This window comes from Virgisporangium ochraceum (assembly GCF_016863655.1).
GTDB lineage: Bacteria > Actinomycetota > Actinomycetes > Mycobacteriales > Micromonosporaceae > Virgisporangium > Virgisporangium ochraceum.
In genome coordinates this window covers 115,083-132,442 of record NZ_BOPH01000001.1, presented here as the reverse complement: position 1 = coordinate 132,442, position 17,360 = coordinate 115,083, and the positions used below count along the sequence as shown (strand labels likewise).

The following is a 17,360-nucleotide window of genomic DNA, read 5'->3' as shown; positions in this document are numbered from 1 at the left end:
TTCGCCACCCTCGCGCTCCCCCGAAAAGCCATCAGGCCTAACACCGGGCCACCCTCAGGAATGCCCGCCCAGGGCATTACCGACACGTGACGCGTACGACGCGGCCTCCTCGTCCGATTCGTACTTCGTGCGGGGCCAGAAGAAGCCGCGCAGTCCGTCGCCCTTGGTGCGGGGAACCACGTGGACGTGCAGGTGGGCCACCGACTGCGAGACCTTGTTGTTCATCGCCACGAAGGACCCGCCGGCGCCCAGGCCGGCCTCGACGGCGCGCGACAACTGTTGCACAAAGCCGAAAAAAGGCGACAAAAGGCCAGGGTCAAGATCGGCCAAGGTGACCACGTGAGCACGCGGCACGACCAGCACGTGCCCCTTGAACACCGGGCGGATGTCGAGGAACGCCACGCACTCGTCGGTCGAGGCGACCTCGAACGCGGGCACCGATCCGGCGATGATCGAGCAGAACAGGCAGTCGGCCATAGGGGCAACCGTAACGAGGATTAGCCTTCTACGGATGAGCCACGGCTTCGACACGCTCGCCGTCCACGCCGGCCAGGACCCCGACCCGCGCACCGGTTCGGTGATCCCGCCGATCTACCAGACGAGCACCTACGCACAGGACGCGGTGGGCGCCCCGCGGCTCGGCTACGAGTACAGCCGCAGCGCCAACCCGTCCCGCGACTCCCTGCAGGCCCAGCTCGCCGCGATCGAGGGCGGCCGGCACGGCCTCGCGTTCGCCAGCGGCCTCGCGGCCGAGGACGCCATCCTCCGCGGCCTGCTGAAACCCGGCGACCACGTGGTGTTCCCGGGCGACGCGTACGGCGGCACCTACCGGCTCTTCGCGCGGGTCCACGAGCAGTGGGGGATCGGGTTCACGCCCGCGAAGGGCCCCGACGTCGGCGCCATGCGGAACGCCGCGCAGGCCAACACGAAGATGGTCTGGGTCGAGACGCCGACGAACCCGCTGCTCAACATCACCGACCTCGCCGGCGCGGCCCAGCTGGCCCGCGACCTCGGCGCGCTGCTGGTGGTCGACAACACGTTCGCGTCGCCGTACCTGCAGCAGCCGCTGTCGCTGGGCGCCGACATCGTGGTCCACTCGACCACGAAGTACCTCGGCGGCCACTCCGACGTGATCGGCGGCGGACTCGTGCTCAACGACGACGAACTGGCCGCGACCCTGAAGTTCCACCAGAACGCGATGGGCGCGGTCAACGGGCCGTTCGACGCGTGGCTCACCACCCGCGGCATCAAGACCCTGGGCGTCCGGATGGACCGGCACTGCGACAACGCCGAGCGGATCGCCGAATTCCTGATCCACCACAAGAAGGTGACCCAGGTCTACTACCCGGGCCTGCCCGACCACCCCGGCCACGAGACGGCAGCCAAGCAGATGCGCCGGTTCGGCGGCATGGTGAGCTTCCGTACCGCGGACGCCGAGAAGGTCTGCAACAGCACGGAGCTGTTCATCCTGGCCGAGAGCCTCGGCGGCGTCGAGTCGTTGATCGAGCATCCGGGGCGGATGACCCACGCCAGCGTGGCCGGGTCGCCGCTGGAGGTGCGCGACGACCTCGTCCGCTTGTCCGTGGGCATCGAGACCGTCGATGATCTGCTGGCCGACCTCGACAGAGCGCTGAGCTAAGGGGCAACGAATGCTCGACCGACCCGACGCCTGGGTGGGCCGTACCGCCCGCGAGATCGCCCGTGCGGTACGCCGGGGCGACACCTCGGCGACCGCGGTCGTGGCCGACCATCTCGACCAGATCCGCAACTACGACCGCATCGTCGGCGCGTTCCGCGAGGTGCGGGCGGCCGCGGCGGTCACCGAGGCGGAGATCGTCGACGAGCTGCCCGAGCTCTCCAACCTGCCGTTGGCCGGGGTGCCGATCGCGGTCAAGGAGAACGTGCCGGTCACCGGGCTGCCCACGTGGCGCGGCTCGGCGGCGGTCCGGCAGCCGGTGGCCACCGCCGACCACGAGGTGGTGCGGCGGCTGCGCGGCGCCGGCGCGATCGTCGTCGGCACCAGCCGCATGCCCGAGCTGGGCATCTGGGCGCTCACCGACGACACCGACGGCGTGATCACCCGCAACCCGTGGCGCACCGACCGCACGCCGGGCGGCTCGTCGGGCGGGTCGGCGGCGGCCGTCGCGGCCGGTCTGGTGCCGATCGCGCACGGCAACGACGGCTTCGGGTCGGTGCGCGTCCCGGCCGCGTGCTGCGGCCTCGTCGGCATCAAGCCGGGCAGCGGCGTGGTGCCGGCCGACGTCGGCGCCGGCTGGTACGGCATGGTCGAGAACGGCATCCTGGCCACCACCGTGGGCGATGCCGCGGTCGGGTTCGGCGTGATCGCGGGGCGGACCCCCGCTCCGCTGGAGGAGCCGGGCCGGTTGCGGTTCGCGGTCTCGTTGCGGTCGCCGGCGGCGGGCGTGCGGCCGGACGCGGGTGCGCGCGACGCCGTGACCAGGTCGGTCCGCGAGTTGGTGGGGCTGGGCCACAACGCGGTGCGGGCCGAGGTGTCCTACCCGCTGTGGCTGCAGACCCGCGGCACGGCGACGTGGTTCGCCGGCGTCTACGAGGACGCGACGTTCCTCGGCGTCGACGTCGGCACGTTGCAGCCGCGGTCGCGCCGGCACATCGCGGTCGGCGAGCAGGCGGTGCGGCGCGGCATGGTGCGCTCGGGCGACCGCGAGTCGTGGCGCGAGCGGGTGCTCCGCTGGCTCGACGAGAACCGGTACGACGTGCTGGTGACCCCGGCCCTGGCCGGCCCGCCGCCGGTGGCGGCCGACTGGGCCCGCCGCTCGTGGCAGGCCAACCTGGCCGCCTGCGTCCGGTTCGCGCCCTACGCGGCACCGTGGAACCTCGCCGGGCTGCCGGCGGTCGTGGTGCCGGCCGGTGTGCGTCCCGACGGGCTGCCCGCCGCCGTGCAACTCGTCGGCCGTCCGGGCAGCGAGCTGACCCTGCTCGCGGTGGCCGGCCAGCTGGAACAGGCCGCCCCCTGGCGCCGCCACGCACCCGGCTGGCCGCGGGCCGGTGCGGCCTGGACTGAGGAGCGTAGGAAGCGAAGCGGCCGGAGCGACGAGGGAAGGCTGCGCCGTTGAGGCCCGGGGCCCGTGCGAGCGGAGCGAGCACCTCAGGACAGCCCCGGACGAAGCACCGGCGGGGTGCGAGCATGCAGGCATGACTGCACTGGTCACGCTGGCCGAGGTGCACGCCGCTCGCGAGTTGCTCGACGGCGTCACCCGCTACACCCCGATGGAACCGAGCCGCCCGCTCACGGCGAAGCTCGGCGGCCCGGTCTGGCTGAAGTGCGAGAACCTGCAGCGTGGTGGCTCGTTCAAGGTGCGCGGCGCCTACGTGCGCATCGCCCGGCTGAGTCCGGAGGAGCGGGCCCGCGGGGTGGTGGCGGCGAGCGCCGGCAACCACGCGCAGGGTGTGGCGGTGGCCGCCGCCGCGCTCGACACGGCGGCCACGGTGTTCATGCCGGTCGGTGCGGCGCTGCCGAAGATCGCGGCGACCAGGGGCTACGGCGCCACGGTGGAACTGGCCGGCGCGACCGTCGACGAGGCGCTGGTCGCGGCCGGGGAGTTCGCCGACCGGACGGGTGCGGTGCTGATCCACCCGTTCGACCACGCCGACGTGATCGCCGGTCAGGGCACGGTGGCGCTGGAGATCGTCGAGCAGGTGCCCGACGTGCGCACGATCCTGGTCGGGATCGGCGGTGGCGGGGTGATCTCCGGCATCGCGGTCGCGGCCAAGGCGCTCCGCCCCGACATACGGATCATCGGGGTGCAGGCGGCCGGCGCGGCCGCGTTCCCGGCGTCGCTGGCCCAGGGACGGCCGGTGCGGCTGCCCGAGTTCGGCACGATCGCCGACGGCATCGCGGTCGGCTGTCCCGGCGAGGTGACGTTCGAGCACGTCAGCAAGCTCGTCGACGACGTCGTGACGGTGACCGAGGAGGACATTTCCCGGGCCCTGCTGGTGCTGCTGGAGCGCGGGAAGCTGCTCGCCGAACCGGCCGGCGTCGTGGGCGTGGCCGCCCTGCTCGCCGGGGTGGCCGGCGAGGTCGAGACCCCGGCCGTGACGGTGCTCTCGGGCGGGAACATCGACCCGATGCTGCTGCTGCGCGTGATCGAGCACGGGCTGGCGTCGGCCGGCCGCTACTACACGTTCACGGTGCGGTGCACCGACCGGCCCGGCCACCTCGCCAAGCTGCTGGGCGAGGTGGCCGCGCTCGGCGCGAACATCGTCGACGTCGACCACCGGCGGCAGGATCCCCGCCTGCGCCTCGGCGAGGTGGAGATCTCGATGTCGGTGGAGACCCGCGGCGCGGCGCACGCCGACCGGCTCACCGGCGCCCTACGGGCGGCCGGCTACACGGTGACGCCGCTCAGCCGGTGAAGCCCAGCCGGTGAAGCCCAGCCGGTGAAAGCCCAGCCGGTGAAAGCCCAGCCGGTGAAAGCCCAGCCGCTGAAGCTCAGCCGCTGAACAGCTCGAACTTGACCACCGTCACCTTGATCTCCGCGCCGCTGGGCGCGGTGTAGGTGACGGTGTCGCCGGCCTTGGCGCCGACGATGGCCTTGCCCAGCGCCGACTCCGGCGAGTAGACGGTGAGGTCGGTGCTGGCCGCGATCTCCCGCGAGCCGAGCAGGAACGTCTCGGTGTCGTCTTCGTCGTCGTCGAACTGGATGGTGACCACGACACCGGGACCCACCTTGCCGGTGTTGGCCGCCGGCGCCTCACCCACCTGCGCGGTGCGGAGCAGCTCCTGGAGGTAGCGGATGCGGGCCTCGGCCTTGCCCTGCTCCTCACGCGCGGCGTGGTAGCCGCCGTTCTCCTTGAGGTCGCCCTCCTCGCGCCGGGCGTTGATCTCGGCAGCGATCACCGGCCGGTTGGCGATGAACTCATCGAGCTCGGCCTGCAACCGGTCGTACGCTTCCTGCGACAGCCAGGTCTCAGACGACACTGAAGATCCCCTTTGCAAGTACATGGGTCGGCGCAACTTGCATATGAGCCAGACCAACCAAGGTAGCAAAAGTGCCCAACTTAACGTGAGCCCCGCGATTGCTGCCAGTTACTCCGCTTCTTACGCGGGCCGGCACTTCGGTATGTCCACCACGAATGCCCTTTCGCGGGTGACCAGCGTATATGTCTGTACAACGCGCTTTCCCGCGGCCACCGGTACTTCGGCCGACCCGATGACCAGGCCGTCCTTCGCCCTGGCCCGCACGATGCAGATCGCCGGGTTGCGCCCGTCGCCGCGGACCTCGAACCGGATCGTGACGTGGTCGGCGGTGCGCTCGCTCTCGGAGAGGATGCGCGGAGCGTGCTCCGGGTCGCCGTACTGCTTGTACAGGCGGTAGCCGATTCCGGCCGACGCCACCATGACCAGCGCGCCGAGCAGCACGGCCAGCCACGGACGGCGCGGGCGGTCGGCCCGGCGACGTCCGTACCGGCCGGGCGGGAATACCGGCGCGGCGGTAGCGTCTTGATCAGTCACGGCGTCCCAAAGTTTTTGTCGGGGGTTCCGGCAACAATATGCCGGTGCGGTGCGTTGGGTCACGGTAGTGGCCGTTCATGAGGGCCCGTTCATGAGGGAGACAGCAGCGTGGGGGAGCAGTTGCGCCTGATGGCCGTGCACGCACATCCGGACGACGAGTCCAGCAAGGGTGCGGCAACCATGGCCAGGTACGTGGCGGAGGGCGTCGACGTCCTCGTCGTCACCTGCACCGGGGGCGAACGCGGCAGCGTGCTCAACCCGAAGCTCGACCGGCCGGAGATCTGGGAGCAGCTGCCCGAGCTGCGCCGCGCCGAGATGGACCGGGCGCGCGAGATCCTCGGCATCCGGCAGGAGTGGCTCGGCTTCGTCGACTCCGGCTACCCGGAGGGCGACCCGCTGCCGCCGCTGCCCGACGACGCGTTCGCGCTGGTGCCCGTCGAGGAGGCGGCCGCGCCGCTGGTGCGGCTGATCCGCTCGTTCCGGCCGCATGTGGTGCTCACCTACGACGAGGACGGCGGCTACCCGCACCCCGACCACGTGATGACCCACAAGATCAGCATGGTGGCGTTCGACGCCGCCGGTGACCCCGAGCGGTACCCGGGGGAGGGTCCGGTCTGGCAGCCGCTGAAGCTCTACTACCACATGTGGAACATGCGGCGGATCGAGACGCTGCACAACGCGCTGCTGGCCGAGGGCCTCGAGTCGCCGTACGGGGAGTGGCTGAAGAACCTCGACCCGAAGCGCGACAAGAGCTCGCGGGTCACCACCCGCGTCGAGTGCGGCGAGTACTTCGAGCAGCGCGACGACGCCCTGCGGGCCCACGCCACCCAGGTCGACCCCGACGGGCAGTGGTTCGCGGTGCCGCGCGACATGCAGGTGAAGCACTGGCCGACCGAGGACTACGAGCTCGTCCGGTCGATGGTCGACAGCCCCACGCCCGAAGACGACCTGTTCGCGGGGGTGCGCGAGCGCGTCTCCGCGTAGGCAGGCGTACCGTAGCCGGCGTGGACGGGATCGCGCAGAACATCTTCGGTGACACCCGCTCCGGTAGCCTCGCCGGGCCGCTGGGCCTGCTGATCATCGTGCTGCTCGCGATCGGGACCGTGCTGCTCGTCCGGAACATGAACAAGCGGATCAAGCGGCTGCCCGAGCGGTTCCCGTCGCAGGAGCCGCCGGACTCCGACTCGTCGCCCGCGCCGGGAAGCTGACCGTCGGGCCGCCGTTCGGGCGGCCCGCATTGTCTTCGTGACTCTGTCGTTCGATCCGTGGATGTTCTAGCCTGCCCAGTGGACTGGGGCCTCGGTACGGGGATGGCGGGGCGCAGGCGAACACGCAGCGCGGAGGGGCGGTGACGCGTGGTCGATAAACGCGCGACCACGCCTGCCGCATTCCCTGATTCGGCGGCTTCCGGCGGGTCCACGGCCACCGCCGACATTCCCGGCGCCCTGGTCGGGCCATCGGCCGTTACCGATCCGGTACGCATTCCGGCGCAGCGCTCCTCGGCCCAGTCGCCACCCGGTCCGGTGTGGCGGTGGTGCTGGTACCTCCTGCGCGCGGTCGCCGTCGCGGCGGTGGTCGGCGGGGTGGCGCACACGCTCGTCACCGGTGCGGACGTCCCGTCGCCGCTCGTCCTCCTCGCGGTCGTCGCGGTGGTGGTGCTCGGACACGTCATGGCGGTGCGGGTGCGCACCGGGTCCGGTGTGCTCCGGCTGGGCTGGGGTGAGGCGGCGCTGATCGTCGCCTGCTACCTCATTCCGGTCGGGCTGGTGCCGGCGGTGTTCCTCGTCGGTGTCGGCTCGCTCCAGTACCTCCGGCTGCGCACCGGCCGGCTCGCCGTGGCGTACCGGGTGCTGAACAACACCGCCGCCCTCACGGTGTCGGCCGCCGGTGCGGCGACGGCCGCCGCCCTGCTCGGGCTGCGTCCGAACGTCGCCCTCGACGGGCGCACCGTACTCGCGATGACCGTCGGCGCGGCGACCTTCCTGGGGCTGAGCGCGTTCATCGTCGCCGGTCTGGCCACGGTCGAGTACGACCAGCGGCCGCTGCGCGTGGCCCGCACCATGGTGCGCACCAAGGTGCCGATGGCGGTCGGCAACGTGGTGGTGGCCGCCGCCGTGATCGCCGGCTTCAGCGCCAACCGGCTGTGGCTCCTGGTGCTCCCGCCGTCGCTGTGGCTGCTGCACCAGACGTTCGCGTACCGGGCCAACACCGAGGACGAGCGCCGCTCGTGGCAGGTGTTCGCCGAGGCCACCCGGGAGCTGAACCACCTCGACGAGAGCCAGGCCGCGGCCGCCGGGCTCGATGGCGCGGTGCGGCTGTTCGCCGCGCGCACCGCCGAGATCGTGATCGACGGCCCACCGGGCCCGCAGCGGGTGTACACGATCGCGGCCGACGGCGTGGTGACCCACAGCGAAGCGTCGGCCGGATCCGACGCGGTGGGCACGCTGGTCGGCACGAGCCGGGGCCGCCTGCTGAGCTCGCGGCCGCTGCTGGTGGGCGGTGCCCGCATCGGTGAGCTGCGCATCCTCTCGTCGCAGCCGATGAACCGCCGCGACGCGCTCATGCTCAACGCGTACGGAGACGCGCTGGCCGCGTCCCTTCACGACGCCGCGACCAACAGCGAGCTGCGCGCGCTCACCGAGCGCAGCGACCACGACGCCAACCACGACCCGCTGACCGGGCTGATCAACCGGGCGGGGCTGCTCGTGCGCGGCACGGCGCGGCTGCGCGGGCTCGACGCCGCCGACCGGGTGGCGCTGCTGCTGTTCGACATCAACCACTTCAAAGAGGTCAACACGACGCTCGGACACGCGGCCGGCGACAGCCTCCTGGAGATCATCGCGAGGCGGCTGTCGGCCGGGTCGCGGCCCGGTGACCTCGTGGTACGGCTCGGTGGCGACGAGTTCGCGGTGCTCTTCGCGGGCGCCGACGCGCACCAGTCGGCCGCCGTCGAGCGGGCCCGGCTGCTCGCCGCCGACCTGGCCCGCCCCACGTCGGTGTCCGGCGTGCAGCTGTCGGTCGAGGCGTCGATCGGCGTCGTGGCTGCCGCGGCCGGCGAGATCGACGTCACCGAGCTGCTGCGCCGCGCCGACATCGCGATGTACCAGGCCAAACGCAGCGGGGCGAGCGTCGCCCGGTACGAGGCCGGGCGCGACAATGCGAGCACCGACCGGCTGGCCCTGCTGGCCGAGCTGCGCGAGGCCCTCGCCGGCGACGACCAGCTGCACCTGGTACTGCAGCCGGTGGTCGGGCTGCCCGGCCGGCGGCCGGTGTCGGTGGAGGCGTTCGTGCGGTGGCGGCACCCGCGCCGCGGGGTGCTGACCCCGGTCGACTTCGTGCGGGCGGTCGAGCAGAGCGAGCTGCTCGGTCAGTTCACCCGGTACGTGCTCGACGCCGCCCTGGAGTTCGCCGCCCGGCTCCGCGACGCCGGCACGGCGCTGCCGGTCTCGGTGAACCTGTCGCCGCGCAGCCTGCACGACCGGCAGCTGCCGGCCGACGTGGCACACCTGCTGCACGAGCACGACATTCCGGCCAACGGGCTGATCCTGGAGATCACCGAGACCGTCGTGCTCAGCGAGGCGCAAGTGGTCGACGAGGTGCTGGCCGAGCTGCGCACCCTCGGGGTCCAGCTGTCCGTCGACGACTTCGGCACGGGCTGCTCCGCGTTGACCTTCCTGACCCGGGTGGCCCTCGACGAGGTCAAGGTCGACCGCACGTTCGTCACCCGGATGGTCGAGCAGCCCGAGGCCGAGGCGATCGTCCGCACCACCGTCGAGCTCGGGCGTGCCCTGGGCCGCCGGGTCGTCGCGGAGGGCGTGGAGAACGCCGAGCAGTGCGCCGCCCTGGTGGCGCTCGGCTGCACCGCCGCGCAGGGCTACCACTTCTCCAAGCCGATGCCCGCGCACACCGCCGTGGAGGCGCTGCGCGGCTCACCCCGCCCGGCGGGCACGCGGCACCTGCGCGCCGCCGAGTAGCTACCGCGTCAGGCTGACCCTCGCGACCCGGTGCAGCTGCTTGTCGGGTTCGGTGCCCGCGATCGTCACCACCGCGTCGCGGCCGTCGTGCCAGAGCTCACTGACCGCGTTCTTGTAGACGGGACCGGCGACGCGGTGCCACTTGACGACCGGCGGTGGCAGGCCGGCCGCCTTGGCGATGCCCCGACCGATGGCGGCCGCCGCGCGGCTCCAGCTGAACCGCATCGCCGGCTTCATGAACCCGGGCAGCGCGTTGTGCACGGGTGAGCAGGTGAGCTGGTAGATCGGGCTGCGGGTGGGCAGGTCGGCCCGGGCCACGTAGGAGTGGTGCACGTCGCCGGAGAGCACGCACACGGTGGCCGGGCCGCCCTCCCGGTCGGCCACGTCGGTGAGCAGCTCGGCCAGCGCGTCGAACGACCGGCCGAACGCGGCCCAGTGCTCCAGGTCGACCGCCCGGCGGATCTTCTCGGCCCGCCTGCGGACCCACGGCCGCCGCGACTCGGTGAGCCGCTCGCTGGCCGCCTCCAGGTGGTGGATCGCCGGTGGCATGAGCCACGGCAGCGACGACCCGATCACCACGTGGTCGTGGTCGCCGTCGACGGCGTCACGCAACCAGGCCCAGTCGGCGTCGGACGCCATCGCCCGCCGGCCCGGCTCCAGCTGGCGGCCGGCGCGGTTGTCGAGCACGACCACCCGGGTGCGGCCGAGGTCGAGGGCGTAGCTCCACCGGTACGAGCCGGGCTCGGAGTCGGCCCGGGTGCCGAACTCGTCGAGCACCGCGGTGGCGTCGTCGGCGTTGGCCAGCACGGCCTGGTAGACGGGGTCCTTCTCCAGCTCGGAGGGCGGGATGTTGCCCAGGTGCTGGTACACCCAGTAGGTGGCGAGGCCCGCCTTGATGCGGGTCGCCCACCACGACTCGCGGTTGATGTCGGTGCGCCAGGTGTCGGAGATGTTCCAGTCGTCGATGATCTCGTGGTCGTCGAAGATCATCACGCTGGGGACGGTGGAGAACAGCCACCGGATGTCGGGGTCGGTCCACGAGTCGACGTACAGCTGGGTGTACTCGTGGAAGTCGACGACCTGCTCGTCGGGGGCGTCGGGACGGCGCTGGGCGCGCCGCTCCTCCAGGACCCGCTTCATCGTGGTGGACGTCTCGTCGGCGTACACCTGGTCGCCGAGCAGCATGATCAGGTCGGGCCACTCGGTGGGCTCGGGGCTCTCCACCTGGCCGCTCAGGCGCACGGCGTACGCGTCGAGCGCGTCGGGCGGGAACCGGTCGGTGTGCAGCGGCGACGACTCGCGGCACGAGCCGAACAGGATGCGCACCCCGCCGTCCTCCGGACGGGTGCGGATCGCCGGCTGCGGGTAGTCGTAGTCGGGCGGTGGCCAGGCCTTCTCGCCCTCGAACCAGACCTCGTACGGCACCACCGAGTCGGGCGGCAGGTCCTCGACCACCACGAGGCCGTAGTGGTGCCCGTGCGCGCTGAAGGTGCGGGAGCTGTTCACCGAGGAGCCGGCACGCACCTCGACGGTGCCGGGGCGGTTCGGCTCGACCCAGATCGTGGCTCTACCCCCCTCGACCCGGCGGAGCACCGGCCCGAGGATCAGCGGCGAGCGGACGCTAACGGTCGAATCGGACTCGAGTGGTTCCTCCACGGCGGGCACGGGTCCATGATTCGCCAAGAACCTTGGCCCTGCCACCCGGTCGCCTGTGGTGAGTCTGAGACGATTCGGGGCATGGAGTACGTCGTCATCGCAGTTGTGCTGCTGGTCCTGCTGGTCGCGGGGGCAGTCGCATACGTCGTCCCGAAGCGCCGGCGCGAGCTGCCGCCGAGCGCGCCGGGCGCGAGCGAGACCGAGGTGCTCGAACGCCCGCCGACAACCGCACCGCCCGTGGTGGTCGAACCGCCGGTCGTCGAGGAACCGCCTGTCGCGGTCGAGCCGGAACCGGCGGTCGAGGCGCCGGCCATCGAGACGCCCGAGCCCACTGCCGGCCGGCTCACCCGGCTGCGGGCCCGCCTGTCGCGGTCGCAGAACGCGCTCGGCCGGGGCCTCCTCGCGCTGCTCAGCCGCGACAAGCTCGACGACGACACCTGGGACGAGGTCGAGGAGAGCCTGATCCGGGCCGACGTCGGCGTCGGACCCACCCAGGAGCTGGTGGAGCGGCTGCGCACGCAGGCCCGCGTGATGGGCACGGCGTCGCCCGACGAGCTGCGCAAGCTCCTCACCGAGGAGCTCACCACCGCGCTGGACCCGTCGATGGACCGGTCGTTGAAGGCATCAGCCGAGGGGCGTCCGGCCGTCGTACTGGTGGTGGGCGTCAACGGGTCGGGCAAGACGACCACCTGCGGCAAGATCGGCCGGGTGCTGGTCGCCGACGGGCGGTCGGTGATGTTCGGCGCCGCCGACACGTTCCGCGCCGCCGCCGCCGAGCAGCTGGCCACCTGGGCCGGCCGCGTCGGTGCCGAGGTCGTGCGCGGTCCGGAGGGCGGCGACCCGGCCGCGGTGGCCTTCGACGCGGTCAAGCGCGGCATCGACACCCAGGTCGACACCGTGGTGATCGACACAGCCGGCCGGCTGCAGAACAAGGTCGGGCTCATGGACGAGTTGGGCAAGGTCAAGCGCGTCGTGGAGCGTCACGGGCCGGTAGATGAGACCCTTCTCGTACTCGACGCCACCACCGGGCAGAACGGCCTGGAGCAGGCGCGGGTGTTCACCGAGGTGGTCAACGTGACCGGCGTGGTGCTCACCAAGCTCGACGGCACGGCGAAGGGCGGGATCGTCATCGCGGTACAGCGCAAGCTGGGCATCCCCGTCAAGCTCGTGGGGCTGGGCGAGGGGCCAGACGACCTCGCGCCGTTCGAACCCGCCCAGTTCGTCGAGGCGTTGCTGGCGACGGACGCGTAACCTTCGAGGGCGTACGCACATGATGGAGGGCCGGTGACCCAGCAGGAAGTACCGCTTCACGGCGGTAACACCTCGGTGGTCCACCGTGTCGGAGACACGGTCCGCCGCAACGCCGGTCCCTGGACGCCCGCGGTCCATTCGCTGCTCAGGCACCTGGAGTACGTCGGCTACACGGGCGCGCCCCGGGCGCTGGGCATCGACGAGAAGGGCCGCGAGGTCCTCTCGTTCATCACCGGCGAGTGCGGTGAGTACCCGCTCGCGCCGCACTGGGTCACCGACGAGGCGCTCACCACCGTCGCCCAGATGCTGCGCATGTTCCACGACGCGCAGTACGGGTTCCGGCCGCCGCCGGGCGCGGTGTGGCGGTCGTTCGGACCCCCGCCGCCCGACACCGAGGTGATCTGCCACCACGACGCGGCGCCGCACAACGTCATCTGGCGGCCCGACGGCACGCTGGCCCTGATCGACTTCGACCTGGCCTCGCCCGGCGCCCGCATCTACGACGTGGCGTACGCGGCCTGGACCTGGACGCCGCTGTTCTCCGACCGCGACTCGTACACGCTCGGCTGGAAGCGCCCGAACCGGCCGCGCCGGCTGCGGATGTTCGCCGACGCGTACGGGCTGACCCCGCGCGACCGTCATCGCCTCGTGCGCGTCATCCGGAAACGGATCGTCGACCACATCGAAGGCATTCGACGGATGGCGGCGGCCGGCGATCCGGCGTTCGTCCGGATCGTGCACAAAGGGCATCTGCGCCGGCCGGTGCGCGATCTACGCTTGATCGACTACGAGCGCCACATTCTCGAGTACGCACTCCGCTGATCGGTCGGCGGGCCTCGTCGGTTCGGTCAGTGTGAACAAACGTTCACACGTTGGAAACCTTGCGTGATGGTGCGGAAACCGCTCTGGGCACCTTTCGAAACACCTGGCCGTGATGCTTTCGCCCATTCCGGCGTACCGGCGAGGGTGCCGTCGTGGGCCGGAAGGAGGGTATTCGACATACAGGAGGCCAGAGTGCCTGAAGTAGACGCCGGCCATACCGCCTGGTTGCTGGTTTCCAGCGCGCTCGTACTGCTCATGACCCCCGGCCTGGCCCTGTTCTACGGCGGCCTGAACCGGTCCAAGGGCGTGCTCAACATGATGATGATGAGCTTCGCCAGCATCGGGCTCATTTCCATTCTGTGGCTGTTCTACGGATTCTCGATGTCGTTCGGGTCCGACACCGCGGGCGGCCTGATCGGCAACATCGGGGACTACCACGGCTTCAAGACCTACCTCGCCGACACCGACCTCTGGGGCGCCACCGCCGACAACCCGAGCGGGCTCGGCATCCCCACGTATGTGTTCATGGCGTTCCAGGCGACCTTCGCCATCATCACGGTCGCGCTGATCAGCGGCGCGGTCTCCGACCGCATGAAGTTCGCCGGCTGGCTGCTCTTCGCGTTCGGCTGGGCGACGCTCGTCTACTTCCCGGTCGCCCACAACATCTGGGGCGGCGGCTGGATCGCGGCGAAACTGCACGCGCTCGACTTCGCCGGTGGCACCGCGGTGCACATCAACGCCGGCGCGGCGGCCCTCGGCCTCGTGCTCATCCTCGGCAAACGCGCCGGCTGGCCCGGGCAGGGCTTCCGACCGCACAACGTGCCGTTCGTGGCGCTCGGCGCCGGCCTGCTGTGGTTCGGCTGGTTCGGCTTCAACGCCGGCTCGGAGCTCGCGGTCGACCAGGTCACCGGCCTGGCATTCATCAACACGCTCGTCGCCACGGCCGCCGCGCTGCTCGGCTGGGTCGTCGTCGAGTGGTTCCGTGACAAGAAGCCGACCATGGTGGGTGCCTCGTCGGGTGCCGTCGCCGGCCTGGTCGCGATCACCCCGGCCTGTGGCTTCATCGAGCCGTGGTCGGCCGTGCTGCTCGGCATCGTCGCCGGTGTCGTCTGCGCCCTCGCGGTGAGCCTGAAGTACAAGCTGGGCTACGACGACTCGCTCGACGTGGTCGGCGTGCACTTCGTCGGTGGCTGGATCGGGTCGCTGTGGCTGGGCCTGTTCGCGTCGAACGACCTGAACGCCTACATCGGCGACGTGGTCGGCGCCAGCGACGGTCTGTTCTACGGTGGCGGTGTGACCCAGCTCGGCCGGCAGGCCGCCGCCAGCGCCATCGTCACGGTCTGGTCGCTCGCCATCGCCGCGCTCCTCGCCCTGATCCTCAAGGCGGTCGGGCTGCTCCGGGTCACCTCCGAGGCCGAGGTCGACGGCATCGACCTGGCCGAGCACGCCGAGGCGGGTTACGACCTGTCCACGGCCACCTCCGGCGGTGGCGGCGCGTTCGCCATGGCCGGCATCGCACCCGGCGCCACGCAGCCGTCCGGGGCCACGTCCCTGGACAAGGCTCCCGTGGCCGAAGAAGTTACTCGCTAACGTCGGGACATGGAGGGAATGGGCATGAAGCTCGTGACCGCGGTCATCAAGCCATACCAGCTGGATGCCGTGAAAGAGGCGCTGTCGACGCTGGGCGTCAGTGGCCTGACTGTCAGCGAGGTACAAGGGTACGGCCGCCAGAAGGGGCACACCGAGGTCTACCGGGGTGCCGAGTACACGGTGGAGTTCGTGCCGAAGATCAGGGTCGAGATCGTCACCGACGAACTCGACGTCGAGAAGGTCGTCGACTCGATCGTCACCGCGGCGCGCACCGGCAAGATCGGTGACGGCAAGGTGTGGGTCACCTCGGTCGACGACGTGGTGCGGGTACGCACCGGCGAGCGTGGGCTCGACGCGCTCTGACGGCGGGTCGACGGCAGTGACGGGTACGGCGCCCACCCCGGGGATCCCCGGGGTGGGCGCCGCCGCACGGGTGGAGCGCGCGAACGCGCTCGACCCCTGGCTGGCCACCCTGCTGCCCGACCTGCCGGGAGCCGCGCTGGTCGCCGTCGGCGGCCTGGGCCGACGCGAGATGGCCCCGTACAGCGATCTCGACCTCGTGCTCGTGCACACCGAGGACTCCGGGATCGACCCGGCCCAGGTCTGGTACCCGATCTGGGACGCCGGGTTCAAGCTCGACCACTCCGCCCGCACGGTCGAGCAGGCGCTCGCCGTGGCCGAGACCGACGTCAAGGCGGCCCTCGGGCTGCTCGACGCGCGGCTGCTCGCCGGCGACCGGGCGCTCGCGGAGAAGCTCCACAAGGCGATCGTGCTGAAGTGGCGCCGCGAGGCGCGCCGCATCCTGCCGACGCTGCGCGAGCTCACCGAGCAGCGCTGGGACCGGTACGGCGAGCTCGCGTTCCTGCTCGAAGGCGACCTCAAGGAGGCCCGCGGCGGGCTGCGCGACGTCGGCGTGCTGCGCGGCCTCGGCTACGCCGGCGTCGCCGACGGCACCCGGCCCGCGGTCCGGGCTGCCCACAACTTCCTGCTCGACGTGCGCGACGCGCTGCACGTCGCCCGCGGCCGGCGCGGCGACCACCTGCTCGCGCAGGAGCGCGCCGAGGTGGCCCGGCAGGTCGAGCTTCCCGACGGCGACGCGCTGCTGCGCCGCATCACCGAAGCGGCCCGCACGATCGCCTACGCGTCCGACGACGCGTGGCGCGCCGCCAACCGGTGGCTGGCACCGCGCGCGGAGAAGACCCGGACCCCGCTCGCCCGGGACGTCATCGAGCAGGAGGGCGAGGCGGTCCTCGCCCGTACCGCGGTCACCGCGCGTCCCGACCCCGCCCTGGCGTTGCGGGTCGCGGCCGCGGCCGCGCGCTCCGGGCGTCCCATCGCCAGACCGACGCTGGAGTGGCTGGCCCGGTACGCGCAACCACCGACCAGGCCGTGGCCTCCCGGCGCCCGGTACGCGTTCTTCGCGCTGCTCGGCGCCGGCCCCGGCCTCGTGCAGACGTGGGAGGCGTGCGACCGGTACGGGCTGGTGACCGGCTGGCTGCCGGAGTGGGCCCGCATCCGCAGCGCGCCCCAGCACAACCCCGTGCACCGGTTCACGATCGACCGGCACCTGGTCGAGACCGCCGCGAACGCGGCCGCGCACGCCCGCGAGGTGTCGCGGCCCGACCTGCTGGTGCTGTGCGCGCTGCTGCACGACATCGGCAAGGGGCTGCCCGGCGACCACAGCACGGTCGGCGCGCCGATCGCCGCCGGGGTGGCCGAGCGGATCGGGCTGCCGCCCGCCGACGTGGAGATCGTGCAGCGGGTCGTGCGCCAGCACCTCCTGCTGCCCGACACCGCCACCCGGCGCGACCTGGCCGACCCGATCACGATCGACATGGTGGCCGAGGCCGTGCGCGACACCACGACGCTGGACCTGCTGTACGCGCTGGCCCGCGCCGACGCGTTCGCGACCGGACCGGCGGCGTGGTCGACCTGGAAGGGCCGGCTGGTCGACGAACTGGTGCGCCGGGTCGGCGCGGCCCTCGCCGGCCGGGCGCCCGAGCCGCAGCCGTCGGCGCCGCCGCGCCCCGAGGGGCCGCTGCCGGCGGTGCGGGTGACGGCCGAGCGGGTGACGGTCACCGCGCAGGACCGGCGCGGGCTGCTGGCCGCGGTGGCCGGCTGCCTGGCGCTGCACCGGTTGGAGGTCATGACGGCCGACACGTCGACCCTCGACAAGCTGGCCTACGTATCGTGCGCCGTGCAGCCGCGCTTCGGCGGCGGCGTCGACGTGGAGGGGCTCACCGTCGACCTGCGGCGGGCGCTGGCGGGTGAGCTGCCGCTGGGACGGCGGCTGGCACCGCGGTCGTCGTCCGACGCCGTGCTGAAGTGGCACCCCGCCACCGACGCGGCGGTGCTGGAGGTGCGGGCGGCCGACTCGCCCGGGCTGCTGTGGCGGGTGGCGTCGGCGCTGGAGAACGCCGGTGCCGACGTGCGGGCCGCCCGCATCTCGACGCTGGGCGCAGCCGTGGTCGACGCGTTCTACCTGGAAGGCACCGACTGGACCGACGACCGGCGGAAGGAGATCGAGACGGCCGTGCTCGACGCGGTGTCGGGTAGTTCGTCACAGTAGACTT

At 72.1% G+C, this 17,360-nt stretch carries 15 protein-coding genes; 11 read left to right on the top strand and 4 right to left on the bottom strand.

Features of this window, described 5'->3' with window-relative positions; translation table 11 throughout:
* Nucleotides 1-54: 54 nt before the first annotated feature.
* Nucleotides 55-477, bottom strand: coding sequence for an HIT family protein (locus Voc01_RS00615; protein ID WP_203925206.1), 423 nt, complete (start codon nucleotides 475-477; stop codon nucleotides 55-57).
* 34 nt (nucleotides 478-511) lie between these two features.
* On the opposite strand from Voc01_RS00615, the gene Voc01_RS00610 reads away from it, so the two are divergent.
* From Voc01_RS00610 to ilvA, 3 genes are all read left to right on the top strand, one after another.
* On the top strand, nucleotides 512-1,639 hold the full coding sequence (locus Voc01_RS00610) for a cystathionine gamma-synthase (protein WP_203925205.1): 1,128 nt from the start codon (nucleotides 512-514) through the stop codon (nucleotides 1,637-1,639).
* Nucleotides 1,640-1,649: 10 nt separating this feature from the next.
* Nucleotides 1,650-3,095, top strand: coding sequence for an amidase (locus tag Voc01_RS00605; RefSeq protein ID WP_203925204.1), 1,446 nt, complete (start codon nucleotides 1,650-1,652; stop codon nucleotides 3,093-3,095).
* A 79-nt stretch (nucleotides 3,096-3,174) separates the two neighbouring features.
* Nucleotides 3,175-4,395 (top strand): threonine ammonia-lyase, encoded by a 1,221-nt coding sequence (ilvA, locus tag Voc01_RS00600; RefSeq protein ID WP_203925203.1) that lies wholly within the window; start codon nucleotides 3,175-3,177, stop codon nucleotides 4,393-4,395.
* Between the two features lie 76 nt (nucleotides 4,396-4,471).
* Here ilvA and greA read toward each other — a convergent pair whose 3' ends face one another.
* Both greA and Voc01_RS00590 read right to left on the bottom strand, forming a co-directional pair.
* Complete coding sequence (gene greA, locus Voc01_RS00595) at nucleotides 4,472-4,984, bottom strand: transcription elongation factor GreA (RefSeq protein ID WP_203925202.1); 513 nt, start codon at nucleotides 4,982-4,984, stop codon at nucleotides 4,472-4,474.
* 96 nt (nucleotides 4,985-5,080) lie between these two features.
* A complete protein-coding gene (locus Voc01_RS00590) occupies nucleotides 5,081-5,494 on the bottom strand; it encodes a DUF4307 domain-containing protein (RefSeq protein ID WP_203925201.1) in 414 nt (137 codons plus the stop codon).
* A gap of 108 nt (nucleotides 5,495-5,602) precedes the next feature.
* On the opposite strand from Voc01_RS00590, the gene mca reads away from it, so the two are divergent.
* The 3 genes from mca (at nucleotide 5,603) to Voc01_RS00575 (ending at nucleotide 9,468) form a co-directional block, all read left to right on the top strand.
* Nucleotides 5,603-6,478 carry a mycothiol conjugate amidase Mca gene (mca, locus tag Voc01_RS00585; protein ID WP_203925200.1) on the top strand — a complete coding sequence of 292 codons (876 nt, stop codon included), beginning with the start codon at nucleotides 5,603-5,605 and terminating at the stop codon, nucleotides 6,476-6,478.
* 20 nt (nucleotides 6,479-6,498) lie between these two features.
* A complete protein-coding gene (locus Voc01_RS00580; RefSeq protein WP_203925349.1) occupies nucleotides 6,499-6,702 on the top strand; it encodes a hypothetical protein in 204 nt (67 codons plus the stop codon).
* A 147-nt stretch (nucleotides 6,703-6,849) separates the two neighbouring features.
* Nucleotides 6,850-9,468: a putative bifunctional diguanylate cyclase/phosphodiesterase gene (locus Voc01_RS00575; protein ID WP_203925199.1), complete on the top strand. Its 2,619-nt coding sequence runs from the start codon at nucleotides 6,850-6,852 to the stop codon at nucleotides 9,466-9,468.
* Here Voc01_RS00575 and Voc01_RS00570 read toward each other — a convergent pair whose 3' ends face one another.
* Nucleotides 9,469-11,124: an alkaline phosphatase D family protein gene (locus tag Voc01_RS00570; RefSeq protein WP_203925198.1), complete on the bottom strand. Its 1,656-nt coding sequence runs from the start codon at nucleotides 11,122-11,124 to the stop codon at nucleotides 9,469-9,471.
* 81 nt (nucleotides 11,125-11,205) lie between these two features.
* Between Voc01_RS00570 and ftsY the strand changes: the two genes are divergently transcribed.
* The 5 genes from ftsY to Voc01_RS00545 all read left to right on the top strand — a co-directional run bounded on the left by ftsY (nucleotide 11,206) and on the right by Voc01_RS00545 (nucleotide 17,356).
* The gene (gene ftsY / locus Voc01_RS00565; RefSeq protein WP_203925197.1) at nucleotides 11,206-12,375 is read left to right on the top strand and encodes a signal recognition particle-docking protein FtsY; all 1,170 of its coding nucleotides are present in this window, start codon (nucleotides 11,206-11,208) and stop codon (nucleotides 12,373-12,375) included.
* Between the two features lie 33 nt (nucleotides 12,376-12,408).
* Nucleotides 12,409-13,197, top strand: a complete 789-nt coding sequence (locus tag Voc01_RS00560) for a phosphotransferase (protein WP_203925196.1) — start codon at nucleotides 12,409-12,411, stop codon at nucleotides 13,195-13,197.
* Nucleotides 13,198-13,389: 192 nt separating this feature from the next.
* Nucleotides 13,390-14,787 (top strand): ammonium transporter, encoded by a 1,398-nt coding sequence (locus tag Voc01_RS00555; protein WP_275423668.1) that lies wholly within the window; start codon nucleotides 13,390-13,392, stop codon nucleotides 14,785-14,787.
* 24 nt (nucleotides 14,788-14,811) lie between these two features.
* On the top strand, nucleotides 14,812-15,150 hold the full coding sequence (locus Voc01_RS00550) for a P-II family nitrogen regulator (RefSeq protein ID WP_203925194.1): 339 nt from the start codon (nucleotides 14,812-14,814) through the stop codon (nucleotides 15,148-15,150).
* 16 nt (nucleotides 15,151-15,166) lie between these two features.
* Nucleotides 15,167-17,356, top strand: coding sequence for a [protein-PII] uridylyltransferase (locus Voc01_RS00545; RefSeq protein ID WP_239159823.1), 2,190 nt, complete (start codon nucleotides 15,167-15,169; stop codon nucleotides 17,354-17,356).
* Nucleotides 17,357-17,360 lie beyond the last annotated feature (4 nt).

Bases quoted from the DNA above. Each gene is read 5' to 3' on its own strand.
- Voc01_RS00615 (WP_203925206.1), bottom strand. From the start codon at position 477: ATGGCCGACTGCCTGTTCTGCTCGATCATCGCCGGATCGGTGCCCGCG.
- Voc01_RS00610 (WP_203925205.1), top strand. From the start codon at position 512: ATGAGCCACGGCTTCGACACGCTCGCCGTCCACGCCGGCCAGGACCCC.
- Voc01_RS00605 (WP_203925204.1), top strand. From the start codon at position 1,650: ATGCTCGACCGACCCGACGCCTGGGTGGGCCGTACCGCCCGCGAGATC.
- ilvA (WP_203925203.1), top strand. From the start codon at position 3,175: ATGACTGCACTGGTCACGCTGGCCGAGGTGCACGCCGCTCGCGAGTTG.
- greA (WP_203925202.1), bottom strand. From the start codon at position 4,984: ATGTACTTGCAAAGGGGATCTTCAGTGTCGTCTGAGACCTGGCTGTCG.
- ftsY (WP_203925197.1), top strand. From the start codon at position 11,206: ATGGAGTACGTCGTCATCGCAGTTGTGCTGCTGGTCCTGCTGGTCGCG.
- Voc01_RS00550 (WP_203925194.1), top strand. From the start codon at position 14,812: ATGAAGCTCGTGACCGCGGTCATCAAGCCATACCAGCTGGATGCCGTG.